16 protein-coding genes are annotated in these 17,968 nt (G+C 37.5%); 6 read left to right on the forward strand and 10 right to left on the reverse strand.

The features are described from left to right. Positions 1-301: 301 nt before the first annotated feature. The 6 genes from rlmD to ACZ41W_RS05560 form a co-directional block, all read right to left on the reverse strand. Complete coding sequence (gene rlmD, locus ACZ41W_RS05535) at positions 302-1,894, reverse strand: 23S rRNA (uracil(1939)-C(5))-methyltransferase RlmD (protein ID WP_464313891.1); 1,593 nt, start codon at positions 1,892-1,894, stop codon at positions 302-304. A 31-nt stretch (positions 1,895-1,925) separates the two neighbouring features. Beyond that, a complete protein-coding gene (locus ACZ41W_RS05540) occupies positions 1,926-2,618 on the reverse strand; it encodes a Crp/Fnr family transcriptional regulator (protein ID WP_464313892.1) in 693 nt (230 codons plus the stop codon). 492 nt (positions 2,619-3,110) lie between these two features. Next, positions 3,111-3,344, reverse strand: a complete 234-nt coding sequence (locus ACZ41W_RS05545) for a 4Fe-4S binding protein (RefSeq protein WP_464313893.1) — start codon at positions 3,342-3,344, stop codon at positions 3,111-3,113. Positions 3,345-3,556: 212 nt separating this feature from the next. Then, positions 3,557-4,342, reverse strand: a complete 786-nt coding sequence (locus tag ACZ41W_RS05550) for a hypothetical protein (protein WP_464313894.1) — start codon at positions 4,340-4,342, stop codon at positions 3,557-3,559. A 77-nt stretch (positions 4,343-4,419) separates the two neighbouring features. Beyond that, positions 4,420-5,112: a SanA/YdcF family protein gene (locus ACZ41W_RS05555; protein WP_464313895.1), complete on the reverse strand. Its 693-nt coding sequence runs from the start codon at positions 5,110-5,112 to the stop codon at positions 4,420-4,422. A gap of 27 nt (positions 5,113-5,139) precedes the next feature. Then, complete coding sequence (locus ACZ41W_RS05560; protein ID WP_464314275.1) at positions 5,140-5,421, reverse strand: metal-sensing transcriptional repressor; 282 nt, start codon at positions 5,419-5,421, stop codon at positions 5,140-5,142. A 481-nt stretch (positions 5,422-5,902) separates the two neighbouring features. On the opposite strand from ACZ41W_RS05560, the gene ACZ41W_RS05565 reads away from it, so the two are divergent. Together ACZ41W_RS05565 and ACZ41W_RS05570 are read left to right on the forward strand one after the other, a co-directional pair. Beyond that, a complete protein-coding gene (locus tag ACZ41W_RS05565) occupies positions 5,903-6,481 on the forward strand; it encodes a TetR/AcrR family transcriptional regulator (protein ID WP_464313896.1) in 579 nt (192 codons plus the stop codon). Between the two features lie 10 nt (positions 6,482-6,491). Further along, positions 6,492-7,934 carry an alpha/beta hydrolase family protein gene (locus tag ACZ41W_RS05570; protein ID WP_464313897.1) on the forward strand — a complete coding sequence of 481 codons (1,443 nt, stop codon included), beginning with the start codon at positions 6,492-6,494 and terminating at the stop codon, positions 7,932-7,934. A gap of 78 nt (positions 7,935-8,012) precedes the next feature. Here ACZ41W_RS05570 and ACZ41W_RS05575 read toward each other — a convergent pair whose 3' ends face one another. From ACZ41W_RS05575 to ACZ41W_RS05585, 3 genes are all read right to left on the reverse strand, one after another. Beyond that, on the reverse strand, positions 8,013-9,116 hold the full coding sequence (locus ACZ41W_RS05575; protein WP_464313898.1) for a DEAD/DEAH box helicase: 1,104 nt from the start codon (positions 9,114-9,116) through the stop codon (positions 8,013-8,015). Positions 9,117-9,234: 118 nt separating this feature from the next. After that, the gene (ppk2, locus tag ACZ41W_RS05580; protein ID WP_464313899.1) at positions 9,235-10,299 is read right to left on the reverse strand and encodes a polyphosphate kinase 2; all 1,065 of its coding nucleotides are present in this window, start codon (positions 10,297-10,299) and stop codon (positions 9,235-9,237) included. A gap of 74 nt (positions 10,300-10,373) precedes the next feature. Beyond that, positions 10,374-11,330: a DMT family transporter gene (locus tag ACZ41W_RS05585; RefSeq protein WP_464313900.1), complete on the reverse strand. Its 957-nt coding sequence runs from the start codon at positions 11,328-11,330 to the stop codon at positions 10,374-10,376. A 280-nt stretch (positions 11,331-11,610) separates the two neighbouring features. On the opposite strand from ACZ41W_RS05585, the gene yedE reads away from it, so the two are divergent. The 4 genes from yedE to ACZ41W_RS05605 all read left to right on the forward strand — a co-directional run bounded on the left by yedE (position 11,611) and on the right by ACZ41W_RS05605 (position 15,784). Further along, positions 11,611-12,690 (forward strand): YedE family putative selenium transporter, encoded by a 1,080-nt coding sequence (yedE, locus tag ACZ41W_RS05590; RefSeq protein ID WP_464313901.1) that lies wholly within the window; start codon positions 11,611-11,613, stop codon positions 12,688-12,690. Positions 12,691-12,700: 10 nt separating this feature from the next. Further along, positions 12,701-12,904 carry a sulfurtransferase TusA family protein gene (locus tag ACZ41W_RS05595; RefSeq protein ID WP_464313902.1) on the forward strand — a complete coding sequence of 68 codons (204 nt, stop codon included), beginning with the start codon at positions 12,701-12,703 and terminating at the stop codon, positions 12,902-12,904. 214 nt (positions 12,905-13,118) lie between these two features. Beyond that, positions 13,119-14,690, forward strand: a complete 1,572-nt coding sequence (locus ACZ41W_RS05600; RefSeq protein ID WP_464313903.1) for a 4Fe-4S binding protein — start codon at positions 13,119-13,121, stop codon at positions 14,688-14,690. Between the two features lie 194 nt (positions 14,691-14,884). After that, positions 14,885-15,784, forward strand: a complete 900-nt coding sequence (locus tag ACZ41W_RS05605) for an HD-GYP domain-containing protein (RefSeq protein WP_464313904.1) — start codon at positions 14,885-14,887, stop codon at positions 15,782-15,784. A gap of 163 nt (positions 15,785-15,947) precedes the next feature. On the opposite strand, the gene ACZ41W_RS05610 is transcribed toward ACZ41W_RS05605, so the two are convergent. Continuing rightward, complete coding sequence (locus ACZ41W_RS05610; protein WP_464313905.1) at positions 15,948-17,966, reverse strand: hypothetical protein; 2,019 nt, start codon at positions 17,964-17,966, stop codon at positions 15,948-15,950. Between the last annotated feature and the right edge of the window lie 2 nt (positions 17,967-17,968).

Here is a 17,968-nt window from a genome sequence, read left to right on the forward strand (position 1 = left end):
AAGAATGTGATGAAAGTATGTTTTCACGAATTATTTGCTCAATGAAATTAAAATATCCTCATTCTAATAACCAAACTGCTCTCTCAACCCCGGTAAATCTAAAAAACATCCAAATCGACCACTGTGAACCCATGTTATCTAAATCGACCACACGCAAACGCATGTTATCTAAATCGCTCTGTCACGTTCAAAATCATGCCTTTAGACTTGTTTCCACGAACAGATAATTTCACAATTTTTACTCGTCCGAATTTTACGGCAAAACCTCTAAACCCCTTTGTTTACAGGCTTCTTACTACACTCACTCTTTTACCCTTGACATCAATACAACCGTCTCAACGTGCCCCGTAAACGGAAACAAATCAAATGGCACCATCTCTTTTGTACTATACCCATTGCTCGTGAGGTATTTCAAATCACGTGCGAGTGTTTCAGGATTACATGAAATATAAACAACTGTTTTTGGTGCAAGTTTGACGAGGGATTTTAAGAAGTCGTCGCTGCTGCCGCTTCTAGGGGGATCGAGGAATACGATATCTACGGTTTCGTCTTCTGCTGCCATCTCCACCATGAATTCTCCGGCGTCGCCTTGATAAAACTCGATATTGTCGGCTTCGTTGAGTTTTGAATTGTAATTGGCATCTGCAACTGCATCTTTGTTGAGCTCAACGCCGATGACGTGACCGGCTTTTTTGCTTGCAATCAGGCCAATTGTACCGATACCACAGTAAGCGTCTAGCACATTGTCAGTGGATTTGATCTTTGCCATTTCAATTGCGCGCTTAAAGAGTTTATCCGCTTGAACCGAGTTTACTTGATAAAATGACTTAGGAGAAATTCTAAATTTCGTCCCGCAAAGTGCATCTTCAATATAACCTTTTCCCGTGATCACCGTCTCATTGGGACCAAGTACCATACTCGTGTTGCGGCTATTGACGTTAAATACCACAGTAGAAATATACGGATGCGCCTCAGTGAGCGCCTTTGCAAAATTGTTTTTCGATGGCATAATAGGATTTCCACCCACGATGACTACCATGACCTCATCTGAGATACTGCTGGTGCGAATCAATACATGTCTCAGAAAACCCGTTCCATAATCTTCATCATATGGCGTCATTTTAAAAGATGGCATGAGTTTCACGATGGTTTGAATAATCGCATTGGCACGTTGGTCCTGAATTATACAGTCCGTTGTCGCGATTACGTGATGCGACTCTTCCTCATAAATTCCCGCGATAATTTTGCCCTTTTTATCATATGAAAAAGTTGCATGGATTTTGTTCCTGTAGTGATACGGATCTTTCATGCCAACGATTGGAGACACTTTTCCAAATTCACTTAACAAACTTTCAACCTGTCTTTGCTTATAAACCAGTTGTCCTTCATATGACAAATGCTGTAGTTGGCATCCTCCACATTTTGACGATGCGCCACATTTGGGTTCAATTCGATAAGCATCATAAGCCCTTGAAAAATAGGCTTTACCCTTCGAATCGCCTTTTATAAACTCTCTTTTTAATTCAGGTCGCGTATTTTTATAGGTTTCTTTCTTTCTATCAGAAGGTGCGCTTTTTGCATTATCATTAACCGATGTATGATTTGACTTCTTTGCGTTAGTTGCGTTTTCTGTTTTCTTTACGTAATCTGCCTTTTTTGCGCTTGTTGTACGATTGCCGTTTTTTGTGGTATTGCTAGTATTTGCGCTATTTGTAGTATTCGTGTTACTTGATTTATTTGCCTTTTTTTCTCTTTTCTTCTTTGAATAATATTCATCTTCAAATTCAAAATCGTCATCGATTTCATTGTGCTTAACAACTTTCTTTTTCTTATCAAATGCATCATAAAACGGTGTGTTTCCTTGATTTTTAGTTCCTTGATTCTTATTTCCCATATTCGCCTCTTCTTCTCAATCTATTATTCAGTTACATATAACCCGTTAATTTTTTAAGTTTATTCTTATCTTTGATCAATATCTTTCCTCTGCTAAGTTCCACAATGTCCTCTGAAGCGAAGTACTTCAGCATCCTCGATACCACTTCTCGGGCTGAACTGATGTACTTGGCAATTTGATCATGCGTGAGTTGAATTTCAAGTTCTCCCGTTCTTGCCACTTCATCCATTAAAAATCCCGCTAATCGCTTATCCAAACTCATAAAGAGTATTTGCTGCATGGCCCACATCACATCCGAAAATCGCGACATTCCCTCGCGCAATGTAAAGTTTTCAACATAGATATTATGATCCGCAAGTTCGGAATACACTTTTGAGTTGATGATTAAGAGTTCACAGTCCGTGTCTGCGTCGATATGAACATCAAAAGTCACTTCACTTAGTACACAAGATGAAGATAAGATGCACACATCGCCTTCATGCAATCGATAGAGCGTAATTTCTCGCCCATCTTCTGAAAGCATATACACGCGAACCGTTCCGGTTTCCACGAGCATAATGCCTAAGCAATCTCCATCACCACCATGAATCATCTCGCCTCCAGCATAATCTGCAGGATATGTATTTTCAACGAGGCGATTTTGCTCAGCAGGCGACAGTTTTGGCCAAAACTCTAACATACTTTCTAATTTTTTAACGACGGAAATCTTCGTCAAATCTCTCATTTGATTCACTCACAAAACACGATTCTATCAATCGGTGCTTCATCGTCCTTCCTATTATATTTATAGAAGACTTGTTCTAAATTTCAAATTATAAATTATAAATTTTAAATTATAAATTTTAATTTTTAATTCATCACTTCATGATTCACGTATTTATCGACATAAAAATATACACCATTAAATGTTAAGCCATTAAATGCTGATTCATTAAATATTAAGCCATAAAATGCTGATTCATTAAATGTTGAACCATAAAATGTTGAGCCATTAAATATATATCCATTATTATTCGTAAACTTCATATACCTCACGAAAAAAACTCGCTTATACAGTATATTAGATTATACCATATAAAGCGAGTTTTCAACAAAAGCCTGTTATTATTTTATAATTCGTGGGTGATATGGGCCAAGAACGATAAGGATAATATCGGCTTACTTAAAATAAGTTATTTAAATATTATTTAGATGTTATTCTGTATCTCAAAGCGACCTATTCTAACGCCAATGCGCCCATCGGACAGAATCGTACACATTTTGCACATTTGATACATTTTTCTTCATCAATGGTTGGCGCTTTAAATCCTTGTTGCTTAATGGCATTTACCGGACACACTCTCACTGCTGGACATGGATGGTTTTGCGGACATCTACTTTTGATAACGACCATCGTTCTGTCTTCTTTTGCTCCCGCCACGCCATTTTGCTTTTTTAAAAAATCAAACATCATTTCACCTCTAATAATCAAATTATTTTTATTTTCATATGATTTTACCCAATCACATGAGCCTTATACTTCATTTCGATTATAGAGTTTTCATGTGCTTTCATCCGTGACTAAGTCACTTAATCACACAAATCATCCATAATGTGTAAACTGCACATTTATATGTGCACTGCACATTAAAGAACACAATCTATTTTAGAGAAACAACTAGATTAAAAACCTGAATACAAAATTGTCATGTAGCCATTTTCATAGCGAATCATGTTAATATAATAAAATGCCATTGGATTTTCAATGGTTTTTGAATACGTCGTCTCCATTGAATCACTGCTTTCTTCTTTTACAAATCCAGCAGTTTCTAGGCTTTCAACGTAACTTTCAACTTGGTCATCTTTTACATTTTTATATTCCACGGTAATCATAAAACCATTGTCTGTGACAGTGAGTACGTCAGCGTCTTCAAAGAGTTTAAAGTCCTCAGGAACTCTTGAACGAATGTCTTCAAGTGTTAATGTAGACGCTTCTGTAATTTCGGCCTTTTGATCGGAGTTCACGATGACCATAGAAAATTCACCGGTATTGATGTCCAGCGTCATGGTGATATCAATTGACCCAGTATCTACATTTTTAACATAATTCCAAATTTGACCCCCAGGGTACACTAACCCAGGTGCAAAACCACTCTCTGTTAAATCTTCAAAATAGGCATCCAAATCTTCACGAGTAAAATCTGTATACCCCACAGAAGTCACTTCGTTAATGGTTCCGCTTTGACCTACTTTACCCGCCATCGGTTCAGGAATTCCTAGTCGATCCGCTTCCTCTGGCCATTCTTCGCCGACGCTTGCTGCAATTTCAGATAAATCTTCTGCAACCTCTAATATACTTTGACTTTCATCTTCTGCTTTTGAATCCTCGTCATCTTTACTTTTAGATGAACAGGCTGTTCCCATTAAAACCACTATTAAAATTAAACTTAAAAGCCATAAACGTTTCATATGTACCCCCAATTAAATTCATAATTTTACACTCCCGACACATATATACCCAAATAAAAAAACTCACAACTAGTAATTTAGTCACGAGTTTTTAATCCACTTTCTGAAATTGGGATGACGTCGCCTAGATATTTGGGCTCTGGTTTTACGATTCCAGCCATTATAAATGCTTTTAGTCTTGCACCGACTTCTCTGAAACGATAATATGCCATTTCTTCATACACATAAGTGTCGGATGCTATCGTTTGGACCTCAATATCCATTTGTTTCGCAATATAAGCAGCACGAACGGCATGATATTCCTGAGTGACAATTATGGCATTGTCTACTAAAAAAATGGACTTCATGCGATAAACAGAATCATAGGTACTAAAACCCGCATGATCTAAAAATATGTCTTCTGGAGGTACACCTGCTTCTTCCAAGTACTGGCTCATGGCGCGTACTTCGTCATAAGTTTTAGATCCATGATCTCCGCTAACGATGATCTTTGGCGCTTTTCCAGCCTCATAACACGCTAGGGCATAATCGAGTCTATCTTTGAGTATGCGTGATACTTCGCCGCTGGGATTCACATATGCGCCTAATACCAGAATGGCCTGTGCTGGCTGAGCCGCTTCCACCGTCACCAAAGTACTTTTACCGGTATACGCGACATATTGGTCAATACCAAGGATCACTATGGTGGCTATCAACATGACGATAAATAGACGAAATATCCATTTTTTTATGTACTGTGCTGGTTGCTTTGTTGTGTTGTATGGTTTCATGATTTGCTTTTCCCCTGTTTCACATCATTATTTGATAAAACTGTCGATGGCTTTACCCAAATTTTCTAGAGATTGGTGGTCACCGTGTTCCACAGCATCGATGATGCAATGGTCCAAATGATCTTTCAAAATCACTTTTCCTGTGTTGTTTAGTGCTGCAATAACTGCGGAGAGTTGTATAAGCACCTCACTGCAATCTTTTCCGTCCTCGATCATCCGCTTTACCGATTCAAGGTGACCGCTCGCGCGAGACAAGCGATTGAGAACGGCTTTGGTGTTGGTATGTTTGTGTGGATGATGATTGGTGATGGATTCGTTTATTTTTAAATGCGTAATGGTTGGAATGTGATCGTGGTCGTGTGGATGATCGTGGTCGTGCTCGTGGTCGTGTGAATGATCGTGAGCGTGGTCGTGATCGTGGTCGTGATCGTGGTTATGTGTATGAACGCCCTCTTTCCCACAGACCGATTTTAAATCCATTTGCTCAATGTCTTCTTGTTTTATTTTTCTAGCCATGATGAATACTCCTTTTCTTCTATAATAGTATACTCGAAATTAGCTGACATGAAAAGTCAACACGGGCAAATTATGCAGTTTTTGCAAATTGATTTTTATAAATTAAATTTTATAAAATGTAATTGACACATCGCACTTGACGTGATAACTTAAAATTGAAAGTGACCAGAATTTAATTTCGGTCATCTGGTCACGCAAATGTTTTTAGCATAACTTCTAACACGACTTGTGATCCTATCAAGTCATTTAATCAACTATTGAAAGGATATTCCCAATGAATCCAGAACAAGATAAATCAACTCTGATATTAGACGCCGCACTTAAGTGCTTTGAGAATTTTGGATATAAGTCCACGACCGTCGAGCAAATCACAAAGGTTGCGAATATGGGAAAAGGCACTTTCTATAATTTTTTCAGTTCAAAAGAAGAAGTCTTTCAGACAATCATTCAGCAGCAAATTCATCTCATCACCGTCTATTCAAATGCTGTAATTTCAAGCGACAAACCTGGTTTCGAAGCTCTAAATCACTACTTAGAGTCTGCACTAAAATGCCAAAACCAGCAAAAGCTCTTTGATCAACTGCGCATGGAAGCGGAAATCTCTGGGACGAAGGTGGTACTAGAAGGACTCAAACAGATTGACGATGTCGCACTGATCAGTCTGAAAAATATACTAGACGCTTATGTCGTCAAAGGACTCATTTTGCCATGTGATACGACATTAATTGCGTTTTTGATGATTGAGCTCTATGAGTCGCTTTCTAAAAAATGGGCACTCTCAAACGCCCCATTTACCACAGAACAAATTCAATCCATCTACGCGACACTTTTTCAAGCGTATTTACCGACATAAGGAGGCTAAAATGTCTATATTTGATATGATGAATCTCAGTTTATTAACCGTTTTATACGGCCTATTATTTTGGACGCGAACCATTCCGATGAAAGGGATCGTCGTGATTGCCATTTTATTTGATATTTTGCTGTTGCTTCAATGGTTCATGCAGGGTTTTAGGTGGAATTACGGGGTTCTTTATGTATCTGCAATTTTGACCACGATGATGGTTCTTATGTATCTTTCTAAAGGTGGTTTGGTCGTTCCTTCATTTAATCACATTGGGTTCAAATTGATGAGCCTCTTACTGGTGGGAGCATTTGCACTTTTGCTCTATGCATTTCCCGTTCCAAAATTGTCACAGCCTACTGGAACTTTTTCTGTTGGGACGACTTTAGTCGATGTCACCGATCCTACACGCATGGATCCATATGCCGAAACAGACAATCTCCCTAGAAAAATCATGTTCCAAGTCTGGTATCCAGTAGATCCACACTCAATTGAAACTGCTAAACAATCTATCCAAAAATCTCCTTGGCTACCCGGTGGAAAATCGACGACAAAAGGACTCGCAACTTTAGGGCATTTACCAAGTTTTGTTTTTAATCAGCTCGCTTTTGTGGATTCAAATGCTTACTTAGATGTCCCAATTTCATTATCAAAATCTGAGTTCCCTGTCATTTTACTCTCTCACGGATGGTCGAGTTCAAGGCTTTTGCATGTCAATATGGCAGAAGCACTTGCAAGTAACGGTTATATTGTCGTAGGAATTGAACATACTTATGGCTCTGTTGTGACGAATTTCGCAGATGGTAGTACCCAGTATTTTTCTCAAAAAACATTACCGTCGCTGGATTATTCAGAAGGTTTTTTAGCCAATGGTAATCGCCTCATTCAAACTTTTTCAGGCGATATCCTCACCGTGCTTACGACACTTGAATCCATTCAAGAACATAAAAAAGATCCAGACATCCTAGCAGGACATCTCGATCTTGAAAAAATCGGCATAATCGGTCATTCAACTGGAGGTGGAGCCGCTGTTCTAACCAGTCTTCAAGATTCGCGTATCAAATCGCTCCTCGCTTTTGATCCTTGGGTTGAACCCATTGATTCTGAAACGCTTCAAGCAGGCCTAACGGTTCCTACCTTATTTTTGAGAAGTGATGAATGGAAAGAAGGCACCAATGACCAACATCTATATCAGGTCCTTTCACACTCAAGTGAAAGTACCTTGTTACAGGTCAAAGGCTCGGATCATTCAGATTTCACTTTGATGTACCTTTTTTCACCTTTGACCAAAGCACTTCATATGCTTGGAGAAATAAATGGTGATGAATTATCCATGCTTCAAGCGGAATTAAGCGTTGCTTATTTCAACGAAACACTATTGAACATTAAGACCGATGCCGATGCAGTAAGCCAAATGCTCAAGCAATACGATTTTCTGACTCAAGAAAAAGGATTGAAATAAACAAGTCAATCCTCAGCATAGAGATTATCAACTTAGCGCATGATTTGCCTAGAGCTTGTCAGCCTAGAGCTTGTAAGCCTAGAGCTTCATCTGCTTGATTTTCATTTCAATAAACAATTCGATTGCCTCTAAACGTTTTTCGTCTTTTCCAGTTAAAAACGTATAGGTAACACCGTAATTTCCTGCTCGACCAGTACGCCCGATGCGGTGTACATAGTTTTCTGGATCATCAGGCAAGTTGTAATTAAAGACATGTGTAATCCCATCGATATCAAGACCTCTGGCAGCGACGTCCGTTGCCACGAGGTAATCCACTTCGCCTTCTCTAAATCTTTGAAGAGCACTTTCTCGTTTTGCTTGTGTGAGCGCACCATGTAACACTTCAACTTTATAACCAAAGGCAAGCATCTCTTCATACATCGTGGACGCACCTATTCTAGAGCGACAAAAAACAATGGATTTAGTCGGATAGCACATCTTGATAATTTTATTAAAGTCATTGAATTTTTGACGATTGGATGTTAGCACTACGTACTGATCGATGGAATCGAGCGTAATTTTTTCTCGAGGTGCTTTCACGGTTTTGGGATTCTTCAGTACGCGGTCTGCAAAACTGTCTACAGAATGGCTAAGCGTTGCTGAATAGCACCATATTTGTTTCTCAATTGGCGTTTGATTCAATATCGCATCCACTTCTTCTTTAAATCCTATGTGAAACATCTGATCCGCTTCATCTACAACGAGATATTTTAAATCCGCTAACTGAATCGAACCTCTTCTCATATAATCCAATATACGTCCAGGTGTTCCAATGACTAAATGCACTTTACCGCCATACTTATGCAGTTGCGCCACGACATCTTGACCGCCATAAGCAGTCAAAATCTTGATATCTCTTACTTCTAGTAGCATTTTTGCGACTTTTGAGATCTGAATGGCGAGCTCACGCGTTGGCGTGATGATCATCCCTTGAACGACATCTAGAGTTTCATCCATCATCTGAAACATCGGCAATAGAAACGCCAAAGTTTTTCCCGTGCCGGTTTGAGCTTCTGCGAGCAAATCATTTCCTTTGAGTGCCAGTGGAATACTCATGGCTTGTATCGGTGTAGGTGAAGTAATTTGGTGCTGTTCAAGTACATAAACCAAATCTCCTTTCACGCCTAATTTATAAAATGACATAATCCCTCCAAAATTTAAATCGATTAAATTCACACATAAAAAACTCCTTTTACTCATACTTGTTCACCCTGAATAAAAGGAGCTACATTTAAACAATTGATATTTATAACTACATAAATTATCGAGCCGTTTTAGAACCCTTAGGTGCGTTAGAACCCTTAGGTGCGTTAGAACCCTTAGGTGCGTTAGAACTTTTAGCTGGTTTGACATTATTAGCCGCTTTAGAGTTGTTGACTGGTTTAGAGTCATTGACGCTTTTCGAGTCTTTCACATTTTTTAAGTCAATCGACTTTTTAGGTTCTTTTTCTTTTTTGGGTTCTTTTTCTTTTTTGGACTCTTTTTCTTTTTTAGGTTCTTTTTCTTTTTTTGATTTTTTATCTTCGTGATTTTGGGTCTGTGCGAGTTGACTTGCCACATCTGGAACGTATTTCATCGAATCCATTGGCGGTCTCACATAACCTGAATTTTGTTGTCGTTTTGGCAATACGAGTTTTTTGTACGCGATGCCTTCATATGGGATCTGAGACAATAAATGCGTCATGCAGTTGATCCGCGCGTTTCGTTTGATATCAGAGTCAATTACATACCATGGCGATGTTTCTGTATCTGTATATTGGAACATCACGTCTTTCGCCTTAGAATATTCCACCCATTTTGAACGGGCTTCTAAATCCATATCACTTAATTTCCAACGTTTAGTTTCATCGTTAATACGTTCTTGGAATCTATTTTCCTGCTCTTCATCTGAGACTGAAAACCAATATTTTATCAGGATAATGCCGGATCGAATGAGCATATCTTCAAACTCAGGAACCGATTTGATGAACTCCCAATATTCTTCATCCGAGCAAAATCCCATGACGCGTTCAACACCAGCGCGGTTATACCAACTTCTATCAAACAGAACCATCTCGCCTGCACTTGGTAGATGCGCGACATATCTTTGAAAATACCATTGAGTGGCTTCTTTTTCAGTTGGTTTTGGTAAAGCAACAACTCGACAAGAACGTGGATTAAGGCTTTCGGTGATGCGTTTAATGACGCCGCCTTTTCCAGCAGCATCTCTCCCTTCAAAGATCACCACCACTTTTAACTTTTTGTAAACAACCCATTCTTGTAACTTCACCAGTTCCGTCTGCAATCTCGCAAGCTCATTTTCATATAATTCTTTTGACAGTTTCATAAGGCACCTCACCGTATCATCATGATCCTCTTGATCATCATTGTTGTATTGATGTACCTATACCCCGATATCCTCTATCTATGCACACGTGATTTGAATTCCATCTGTGAAATTAAAATCCCCGCCATAATCATAACAGCGCCAATAATTTCTTTCATTCCCATAACTTCGTGTAAAAGCCAAACGCCACCAATTGCTCCAAATACCGATTCTGTACTCAAGATAATGGCTGCATGAGATGGCTTTGCATTCTTTTGCGCCACAACTTGAAGCGTATATGCAACGCCTACTGAAAGTAAGCCCCCGTATAATATAGGTGCTAAACTTCCCTTAAGAGCAGCCATGGTGACTTCCTCTGTAAAGAACGCCGCAATCAAGCTGATTACTGCACATGTTCCAAATTGCAGACTTGAAAGAATGAGCGCATCTACTCGTTTCGAAAATCTGTCGATGACGAGGATGTGAATTGCCCAAAAGAACGCGGCGATGAGAACCAACTTATCTCCTTCCTCAATCGTAAAATTCTCTTTTATGCTGAGTAAATATAATCCCACAACAGCGATAATAACGCCTATCCAAGAATTTAAATTCACTTTATGTTTTAGCAAAATTCCCAACAACGGAACAAATACCATATACAGACCTGTTATAAAACCCGCTTTTCCAGCAGATGTTCCCGACTCCACCCCATATTGCTGAAGTGAAGCTGCGATGAATAATACAATGCCCACAACCACACCTGCTAGAAGTGTTTCTTTAAGAGTTGCACGTTGTACTTGTGGCTCAGTCTTACTTTGTGATCTACTTTGTTTTTTGCTTTCTTTTTTACTTTGTGATTTATTTTCAGTTTCTTTTTTACGATTGAAATAATAGATCAGTGGTAACAATGATAATGACCCTAGTCCAAATCGAATACCGTTGAATGTAAAGGTTCCGATGTACTGTGCACCCACTCGTTGCGCAACAAAACCAAAACCCCATATCGCTGCTGTTAATAATAGTACTAAATTTGCAATCATCCGTTTGCTCATAAATACACTCCTTTAGTCTTAAATTTATGTCTTTATTTCGAGATTCCTTGCTATGACTAACTCCTTAAAATTTAGTTACTTTTATTGACTGATAGACTATTGTGTCGTAAACTAACTAAGTACGTTGACATATCTACTTTCATTATACACGGAAATTATAGATTACTCTATAGACGGATGGTATTTTGATGTCATTATTTATAGAGTATACATAGTGCTATAACCTATACCATATGCAATGTTCATTCAAATTTTTATAAATGCACAATTGGAGGAAAAAATGAATAACTTAATTGAAAAAATCGGAATAATTGTCACTGGCGCTTTCATTGGCATTATCTCTGTTTTACTTGTTATTTGGGGAAATCCAGGTAACATGGGCTTTGATACAGCGAGTTTTTTAAGGGATATTGCAGGTGGATTGGGTTTTCATCATGCAGTTGAGTTCCAATATGTCAGACCAGAAATACTCGGTTTAATTGTCGGTGCTTTAATCATGGCACTTGCCAGAAAAGAGTTTCGCCCAAAAGGCGGTTCTTCACCGATATCGCGCTTTGTCGTTGGATTTTTTATCATGGTTGGTGCTTTAGTGTTTTTAGGCTCACCTATCCGAATGTTACTCAGAATTGCAGGTGGCGATTTAAATGCCTTAACAGGACTCATCGGTCTTATCTGTGGTATTTTTGCAGGCGTTTTATTTTTAAGCAATGGTTTTTCACTCAGACGTGCAAACAAAGTATCAATCGCAGAAGGATCTGTTTTTAGTACCGCAGCGATCATTCTCTTAGTCGTTCTTTTATTTGCACCTTCCTTTTTAAACTTCACTGAACACGGCATGGGAATTGGCGCTGAACACGCGTTTGTATATATTTCATTAGCAGTTGGAATCGCCATTGGAGCTTTGGCTCAAAGAACGCGATTTTGCATGATCGGTGGATTTAGAGATTATTTTCTTTTTAATGAATGGCGTTTACTTTTGGGATTTTTAGCCTTACTGATTTCTGCTTTTATTTTTAATATCGTCACCGATCAATTTATGATTGGATTGTCACACCAACCAGTGGCACATAAAGATGGACTTTGGAACTTATTAAGTATGTTATTGGTTGGATTTGGTTCGACTCTTTTAGGTGGATGTCCAGTCCGACAAACCGTCATGGCAACTGAAGGAAATACGGACTCAGCCATCACCTTATTGGGCATGTTTGTTGGTGTGGCATTCGCACAAAATATGAATATGGTTTCATTAAAAGGCGGTCCGACGATGAATGGTAAAATTGCCGTTGTGATCGGTCTGCTCGTCGTACTGATTTTAGCATTTGTCAACACGGCTAAAATGAACCCAAAATCCAAATCATAGGAGGCTCTATATGATAGATGGTAGAGGATTGTCCAGCCCAGAACCTGTAATACTGGTTAAAAAGGCAATGGATGAAAAAGAAAATCCCATAAAAATTGTGGTTGATTCTAAAGCTGCATTAGAAGAAGTGATGAGATTTGCAAATCTTTGTCATTATCAAGCAATCTCAACAGAAGCAAAAGGCGAATATACAGTAATCTTGAAACTCAAATAGTCAAACACACTTAAATAAGGAAAACACATTCAAACATAAATCAGCATTCTAGAACTCATAGTATTTATTGATATCAATAATTGCTATGAGTTTTTTATATTGACGTTTCAATGATTGGCATTTGATTTAATAGAAGCAAATAGGGTAAAATCTCACTACAGTGTCAAAAATGGTACATCGAGTGATGCTGAATAAATAATAACTGGAGGTAGGCATGAGTAAAACCTCAACATCTGCAAAAGGTACACAATCGAAACAAATTCGACTCATCGTACAAATTTTTTTCTTATCGCTAATTGCAGTGATCACAATAGCGCACACATTAGTAGAATATGATATAAAAATTCCATTTGTTTCCACTGCTTCAGTGCATGCAATTTGTCCATTTGGAGGAATAGAAACTGCTTATCAACTCATGACAACAGGAGATTATATCCAAAAAATTCATGAATCATCTGTTGTTATTTTTATTTTGATTTTTATACTTGCAGTTTTATTCGGACCAATACTTTGTGGTTGGATTTGTCCTTTAGGTTCTGTACAAGAATGGATTGGTAAAATCGGGAAAAAATTGTTCAAAAAAAATTATAATCAAATGATTCCGACTAAGATCGATCATTATCTACGATATGCTCGTTATGGATTTTTAGTATGGATTTTATACATGACATATCGTTCTGGTCAATTACTATTTTCTAATTTAGATCCCTACTATGCTCTGTTTCATTTTTGGACTGGTGAAGCTACTATTTTATCCATAATTGTGCTTTTAATTGTACTTGCTCTGTCACTTTTGATTGAAAGACCATGGTGTAAATATATTTGTCCTTATGGTGCTTTACTCGGTATCACAAATTTATTTAGAGTTTTTAAAATTAGAAGAAATAAAAATACTTGCATCCACTGTGAAGCTTGTACCAATCAGTGTCCTATGAATATAACAGTTTCACAAAGTGAGACAGTACTCAATCATCAGTGTATCAGTTGTTTAAGATGTACATCTGAAATTGCTTGTCCTGTTAATGAAACAGTTGCATTGTCCCTGTCAAAGAAGTCACTGAAACATGTGAAAAGTCTGTGGATTGCCATTATTTCGTTTTTGGTTATTTTTGGTGGAATTGCAATCACATCCTCAATTGGATATTGGAACACAGAAAATGAACAAAATCAGACTAAAGATACCCTTATATCGGACCCATTCGAAATTAGAGGCTCTTACACCATGGAAGATGTGGTTGTGAACTTTGAAATTCCTGATTCTGTACTGATAGAAGCTTTTAATTTGCCTTTAGATGTTGATTTTAGTACGTTTAAATCAAAAGATATTGAATCACTATTTGAAAATTCTAATGTTGAAATTGGCAATGAAAGTTTGCAATATTTCGTTGCATTGTACATTCAATTTCCAATTGAAGAAACGCAATTCAATCAAATCATTTTGCCTGAAAGTGCACTCAATGCACTATATGAATACTATGAATCCAATAATTTAGATGTTGATATATTAGATAAAATCAATCGTGTACAGACTAAAGCTGAAGATCCTTCAGTCGCTATAACAACAGAAAAAAACAGTGGCGAAAATTCCGATGAAGAAGCTTCTGAAATTAATGGTAATACAACTTTCTTTACTCTACTTGAATTCGGTTTAACAAAAGCTGACATTGAGAGCGTGCTCGGAATGAGTATGCCCGCTGAAAATGTAAAAGTTCGGGATTTTTGTCAGGAAAACAATCTATCTTTTTCTGAAATCAAGTCGAAATTTGGAGAACTGATAAACGAATGAAATGCATTTTGTATTTTCCTAAATTCCACTTAACTTTAGCAATCTTTAGTCATTTGATTATTGAATGATATACAACAATCGTGCATAATTATAAACAATTAATCTATCTAACTTGTTCAAATTCCAAATCAAGCTCTTGTCAAATCCCTATTTTTTAGGATATACTTATGAATATCCTACCATTAGAGGTCACTATGAATAAATATGAGCTATTTAAAAAAGAACTCATCCACCCAGATGCGATGCATGAGTACATTAATAGTAAAGTGGAGCGCATTTTTTCAAATGATAAGATCGATATCGCTAAGTATCACCTGACAAAAGATTCGATCTTATATATCGAGCCTATTGATTGTGTTGGCTGTATTAAAACTTACACAGTTATTGAAGGATGCGTCGTTGATTTAGAATCAAAAGAAGAGTGGCACGTAGGTGATTTTATCCTCATCGATCATTTTGATGATTATTTGAGTATTATGGCGACAGAACCTGCTGTTTTGCTTGTCCATGTTGAACAATCTACTTCTATCACGCATTATGAAGAAAGTTCTGAGAAGATGATTCGACTTCTGGCCAACCTTCAGTTAAAAGACCACTATACAAAAGAACATTCTGATCGTGTTTTTGGTCTCGTGAAATATATGGGACTTGAACTTGGTTATCATTCTAAAGCACTCTACAATCTCAATAAAGCAGCGCGTTTTCACGATATTGGAAAAGTTTTTATCGATGATGCCATCTTAAATAAACCTGGAAAGCTCGATGAAGAAGAGTATAAGCGGATTCAGCAGCATACGGTTTTAGGAAAAGACCTCATTTTAGAAGTTTATAATCAAGATATCTACGATATCGTTGCTCAACATCATGAACGTTGGGATGGTTCTGGATATCCGCTAGGACTGAAAGGCGAAGAGATATCAATTGGTGCACGGATTTTAGCCATCTGCGATAGTTTTGACGCCATGACCAGCAACCGAGTGTATAGCAATGCGAAAATGGTTTATAAAGCACTTGAGGAAATTGAATCACTCTCTGGAATCCTCTATGATCCAGAACTTGTAAAAATCTTTGTTCGCATGATTAACAAGTTATAAGAGTTCTTGATACTGTATCTCTACTTTTTATTAGATACGTGTATCAACTCAATATTATTTATAGTTATTTCACTTTATAATAAAACAAAATAAGGATGTTTTCACAAGATTTTCGAACAATCTTAAGTGAAAACATCCTTTTTTATTTGTTGATCAGTAAGCTCTATTTTTCTTCTGATGCTTGATTGGTAATTTTAAATACATAGTTAACTTTTGAAGTTAAACTTTCATTGACACCACTAAAGCTATTGTATTTAGAAGATAATGACAAAAGCGCATCTTTGATTTCAACTGCTTCATCAATTTTATCGCCTTTTACGGATACTTTTTCAACGATTGCTTTAATGCCTTCTTCATTGAACTTTACAATACCGTCTTTAAGTTTCGTCGCGCCATCAGTTAATTTCACTGAATTCTCATCCAATGCTTTAAAACCAGCACTTAACTTAGCAGTTGCGCCTTCAAGAACAGGGATGTTTGTGTTGAGTTTTAAGATACCGTCATTGAGCTGAGTCATGCCACCAGCTAATGTTTCGCTACCAGAAACAAGAGCACCCATTCCACCAACTAATTGATCTGTACCTGCTTGTAATTTAGCGGCATTTTCCACTAAACTGGATGATGCTGCTGTTAATTTTGTTGCGCCATCAGCGATTAATTTAGGTGCTTCACCAAGTGCTGAAGTTTTTTGAGCAAATTCGCCTAATCCTGCATTGAACTGAGTGGATTTTTCAGTTAATGTCCCAAGTCCTTGAGATACCGCTTTCGTCGATGTATTCATCGTTTCCATTTGTTTTAAGATGGCATCATATGCTGCATAGTTTGCACTATTTGGATCAAGCGATTTTTGGAATTGTTTCATCGCCGCATACAGTTGATCGCTGCCACCTGATAACTTTGCAACATTTGCATTTAAATCAGAAATACCTTTTGTAAGTTGTGCGCTTGAACCGCTTAGTAATGTCGCATTTGCACTTACTTTCGTAAGAGAATCCGTTAATACGCTGACTTTTTCACCAAGTGTTTTAGCGCCTTCAGCAAATGCTTTTGTGCCTTCACTAAATTGTGCGTATCCTGCAACTAAAGGTTTTGCACTTGTTTGCCATTTGAGCAGACCTTCGTGTAAAGATACAGCTCCTTTTGTGAGTTGATCTACTGGCGTTACCATGCCTTTTAGTTTGCTTGATAATTCACCAATTGAAGCTAAATAATCTTGTAATCCATCAACTGCTCCACCAAAGCTTTCAAAGAATTTTGCTTGTCCAGCTTCAAACTCTGTCGCACCTGATACTAAACTCTCACCAGCTTCTTTAAATTTTGCCAATGAAGCACTTAAATTTTCAAGTTCATCAAGTGCATCAATTGAATCCACTTGTGGCAATTGATTTGACATTGCCATGTAGATTGGGCTAAATTCAAAATTTTGAATCTCCGCTGTGATTTCAAGAGCATTTTCTAATTTTAACTCTACAATACCTTCAAAGTTTTCTTTCATACCTGGAGCTAATAAACCTGTTACAAGTAAATTTTTGCCATCTGAAATGACTTTTCCTTGATTGATTTGGACATTAGAAAAGACATCAGATGAAAGTCTCATAGTCGCTAATGAATAATAAGGTACGTACAATTTCTGAGTTTTTCCACCAATGGTCATCTCTTCAAATTGATTATTTGTTTGCTCAATCACCATTTTGAGTTGACCACTTTTACCTGTAAGGTCATTTGCTTCAACTTCTGTTCCATCTAAGAAATATGTGATTTTAGTCTCTACTGGTAAACTTTGTTTGCTTTCACCTTGGTAGTTGAGTTCATAACCGTTAACATTCCAAGTCACTTCTTCACCATTGATCACAGGCGCATCTGATTTTTGAAGGTCTGCTAATCCTTCTAAATTAGAATTTAAAGTCAACGTGTCAATTTTTTTATCTGAATGAATAAAGTCACTTACAATCACTTTTGAGGGAGAACCATTTGCATTTAAAATCCCATAAACAGTCTCTTCTTTTTCGATGCCTTCATATGAAGTTGCAAGTGTTTTGAGTGCTGTGTAAGCACTCACTGTTTTATATGTTTCTGGAGAATGATAATTTTCAAGGGCGAAAACTGGAACAGTTCCCACTAATACTGCACTAATTCCAAGTGCCGTTAATTGTTTTCTAATTGCTTTATGATTTCTTTTCATAA

This window comes from Fusibacter fontis (genome assembly GCF_055378735.1).